This window comes from Parasutterella muris, from assembly GCF_009767915.1.
GTDB lineage: Bacteria > Pseudomonadota > Gammaproteobacteria > Burkholderiales > Burkholderiaceae_F > Parasutterella > Parasutterella muris.
The window spans coordinates 1-4,138 of the sequence record NZ_WSRP01000070.1 but is presented as its reverse complement, the minus strand read 5'-3'; the positions used below and the strand labels follow the sequence as shown (position 1 = coordinate 4,138).

Genomic DNA, 4,138 nt, shown 5'->3' with positions numbered 1-4,138 from the left:
TACTACTTCGGTGAAATCGCAGGGAAAAGACGGATGTTATTTGAAGCCCTCGGGGTTCCGGTTCCTGATGCAGAGCCTGAAAAGGCGCAGGTCTACGAAGACGACGAAGAAGAGACAGACTTCTAAAGAAGATGCCTTCAGATTAAAAGCTGAGCCTCTGCTAGAGGCTCTAGATTCTGCAATATTTCAGACGCTCGCTCGTTGGTATCAAAATTTATGTTTAGACAATATCGACTTTGATTAAATACGGGGGGGGGTATAAAAGCGACGTTGATCTCGTCCTTCTAAGCACGAAGAGCTGGTTCTATTTAACCGCAACACGCTCAATACACGAGTGGAATATTGCATTTTCTTACCTCAGGTTTTGTATTATTTATGTTTCCGATTTTATATCAGATGAAGCTCAATGCAACTTAGATAAAGGATGAATACCAAAAGAAAAAATTAAGTATCACGCTTTTTAGCTATCATAATTTTGTTCAATTTATATTTAACACCAACACAGCAGGATAGCTAAAACTTAATGTATAAAATCATATCTAATTGAATTAGACTAACTTATTCTGACAATAGTAGAAAATGCTATAGCTCACAGAGTTGCAAGTTCAATTTAATTTATATTTTCAGCGTTAAATACTATTTAAGTTTCAGACGATTTGTCCTTTCATTTCATGATAAAAATGCGGGACAATCCTAAGTGAAAACAATATTAGTTTTTCCACTAGTGGAATCCTACGGGCAACGCACTGACTTTCACGGGGACATTAACTGCCGTTTCCACGCTTGTGCTTATATAAACTCGGATGTTTCGAAGGAATCGCCAAAACCACGACCGTCGCTAAAATTAAAACACCTCCGATCAGCTCCCAGATATTCACCGTCAAACCGAGAAACAGAACGCCCAGCACCGTCGCTGAAACCGGATCCAGCGTCTCCATCATTCCGGCCACGTCCGAAGGAATCAGCTCGGCAGCCGCCTGAAACAGCCAAAAGGCCGCAATCGTCCCAAAAATCACAATAAAGGCGTAAGCCAATACCGCACCAAGCGACCAATTAAGCGATTCATTCCAAAAATGATTGAAGAGTGTTACAGCGACACCGGTCAGCAAAAGCGCCCAGCTCGTTACTGTGCCCGACCCAACCTGCTTGATCAGCTTCTGCGGAAGGATAACATACAGCGCCCCGGTAAGCCCGGAACCGAGTCCCATTATCAGCCCCATCATCGAAACATTCAGACTCTTTAATGAGCCGCCCGTGACGATCAGAAAAACACCGATGACGGCAGCCGCACCGCAGAGAATCTCTTTAAGAGAAAGTCTCTGGTGCTGAAACACCGCCATAAACAGCATCACCCAAAGCGGAACCGTAGCCGTCAGGACTCCTGCGACAGCCGCGTTGCTGTACTGAATACACACAAAGTAAGTGAGCTGCGTCCCGATAATCGTCGCGGTATAAATTAAAAGCTGTACAAAAGAAGAAACACTGCGGAACGGCGCAAACACTTTGCTTTTGTTTAAAAAGAGCTCCAGCCCGACAAAAAGAGACCCCGCTAAAAGCATGCGGATAGAAATCAAATCCAGCGGCACAAATCCGCATTTTTGAAGCAGATATTGTCCTGCTGAACCCATCGCTCCCCAAAATATGGCAGCAAGTGCCGCCATCCCCATTCCGAGAAGCTGCTTATTCATACTCAATCTCTGTTACTTCCTAAAATGTACGCCCTGCTGAACCGGGTCAGCTGATGATCCAAACTTAACCGGCTGATCAAAGGATTCGGCTTCCAGACTCGGCAGAAGATCTTCTCGCGTCATCTCAGCACTGTCTGGTTCCTCACCTGCTAACGAAAGCAGTGCACCGGTCACCGCCTCCCACGGAGATTCCTCTCTCTGCAGCTGCTGATCAATTTTGACAATGTGCTTTGCTGCGCTCTTTAAATAAACCATCGCGTCCTCAGAACTGAGTCCCGACAGAAACTCTAAAAGCATCGGAAGAAAGTCCGGCATCTCATTGCTCGAAACCTCTAAACCATGATCCGAGTAGAGCCGCCTTAGATTCAGCATTGCCGCACCGCGATCGCGTGAATCTCCGTGCATGTGCTCAAAAAGATTCAAACTCGCCCGCTTGCCGATATCAAACGTTGCGACATACTGTTTCTGAAAATCCGAGAGCGGAACCTCTTGCATGCTGCGCATCAGCACTGATAACGCTGTCTTCCATTTTTCAGAAATAAGAGATGAGCGCTCAATGTAGTTTTGAATCTCTCCCAAGCTTTCTATGAGATTCGCATCCGGATACAGCAGAAGGCACCCAAGGGCTTTTAATTCAGGAGTCATGTTTTTTTGTCCTATTCAATTGAGTCGATCCTATCTAAAAACCTACGGGTATATCCGCAAAATCTGCTCAAATTGATACAACAATAAGTTACAAAGGACGACCCGCTTTTAGAATTCTAAGAGTAATCCCGAATAAAACATCCGGGAACAGAATATTTGATAAGGAAATAATATGCGTCCAGATATCAAGGTTTGGAATCCTGAAAATCCGGCCCAATGGAACAAGACGCTCGCATGGACAACAGTTTGGATCAGTACATTCAGCCTGACTTTCGGCTTTTGCGCTTGGTTCTTAGTACCATCCCTCGCTCCGCGCCTTAATGAAATTGGCTTCTCCCTGACGCACAGGGAACTCTATTGGCTTGTTGCCATGGTCGGTCTCTCCGCCGGTACGCTTCGTATCGTGTGGACCTTCCTTCCTCCGATAATCGGCACGCGCTATCTGGTCACCCTTTCGTCCGGCTTACTGCTCATACCGCTTTTCTGCTGGGTTTATGCCGTGCAAAATATTGATACCCCTTACTGGGTCCTTTTAGGATTCGCTCTGCTGAGCGGTATCGGCGGCGGTACATTCTCGGGCCTCATGGCAAGTACCAATTACTTCTTCCCTAAAGATAAGCGCGGATTCGCACTCGGCGTCCAAGGCGGCCTCTCCGATTTCGGTACCGGTCTCGTGCAGTTCGTGACGCCTCTTGTGATCGGCTTCTCCGCCCTCTCCGTTCTTGGAAACGGTCAAGTCGCGCATCTTGCTGATGGCAAGACCGTTACTTATTGGCTGCAGAACGCCGCATGGATTTGGATTCCGCTTGTCGCAATCGTGACCATTCTTGCCTGGTTATGCCTGCGCTCCGTCCCGGTAACCGCAGACTTTAAAGATCAGTGGAAGATTTTCGGCAATAAACATACTTGGTTTATGACCCTCTTCTACTACGGAACCTTTGCGACTTTCGCAGGCCTCGGCGCTCAGCTTGCCCTGCTCGGCAACCACACATTCGCAGGTATCGAAGGCGCTCCGAGCGCAGTCGCTTTAGCTTGGCTCGGCCCGGTCATCGGCGCACTCTCCCGTGTAGGAGCGGGTAAAGTCTCCGATAAGATCAGAGGCGGCCGCGTCACCACAATCATGGCAATCTGCAACATCATCGGTCTTCTTGCGCTCTGGTGGTACAAACCGACCAGCGTCGAAGGTTGCTGGATTTGGCTCATTGTGATGTTCTGGATTTTCTTCTGGACCGGTGTCGGCAATGCTTCTACAACCGAACAAATGGCTGTACTCTTCCCGCCGCTTCAGGGCGGAGCAGTTGTCGGCTGGACAAGCGCTATCGGCGCATACGGCCCCTTCACCATCGGCGTGCTCCTTGCTGAATGCGGAGCCGGCATGATGTTTGGCGTCACCACAGTGATATTCATCGCGATCCTTCTGATCAACCTCTACTACTACGACAGAAAGAACGCTTCGAATCTTTGCTAATCGTCGCCCCAAAACAATAAATCACTGGAGAACAATATGTCCGGAATCATGAAGTCCTCCCTCTTCTTCTCTAAGAAAGTCGGTTCATACTCCGACGGCTGGGGTGAAGTTGTAGAGCAGGACAGAGGCTGGGAACAGGCTTATCGGGATCGTTGGGCTCACGATAAGATCGTTCGTTCCACCCACGGCGTAAACTGCACCGGCTCATGCAGCTGGCAGGTCTACGTAAAAGACGGAATCGTCGTGTGGGAAACTCAGGAAACAGATTGGAGGCGCCCCCCCCCCCCCGGGGAACCCGAAGGATCCCACAAGGGGGCCCCGGGGGGGGCGGGGGGGG

3 protein-coding genes and 1 pseudogene are annotated in these 4,138 nt (G+C 48.8%); 2 read left to right on the top strand and 2 right to left on the bottom strand.

All coding sequences use genetic code 11. The features are described from left to right. Positions 1 to 764 precede the first annotated feature (764 nt). Together E5987_RS12390 and narJ are read right to left on the bottom strand one after the other, a co-directional pair. Entirely contained in the window at positions 765 to 1,688 is a 924-nt protein-coding gene (locus E5987_RS12390; protein WP_160336381.1) for a DMT family transporter, read from the bottom strand. A 12-nt stretch (positions 1,689 to 1,700) separates the two neighbouring features. After that, positions 1,701 to 2,333 (bottom strand): nitrate reductase molybdenum cofactor assembly chaperone, encoded by a 633-nt coding sequence (narJ, locus tag E5987_RS12385; RefSeq protein WP_160336380.1) that lies wholly within the window; start codon positions 2,331 to 2,333, stop codon positions 1,701 to 1,703. A gap of 172 nt (positions 2,334 to 2,505) precedes the next feature. Here narJ and E5987_RS12380 point away from each other — a divergent pair, with 172 nt between their 5' ends. Both E5987_RS12380 and E5987_RS12375 read left to right on the top strand, forming a co-directional pair. Further along, positions 2,506 to 3,801 carry an MFS transporter gene (locus tag E5987_RS12380; RefSeq protein ID WP_160336379.1) on the top strand — a complete coding sequence of 432 codons (1,296 nt, stop codon included), beginning with the start codon at positions 2,506 to 2,508 and terminating at the stop codon, positions 3,799 to 3,801. A gap of 36 nt (positions 3,802 to 3,837) precedes the next feature. Beyond that, positions 3,838 to 4,138: pseudogene (locus tag E5987_RS12375) on the top strand (nitrate reductase subunit alpha); the annotation flags it as partial.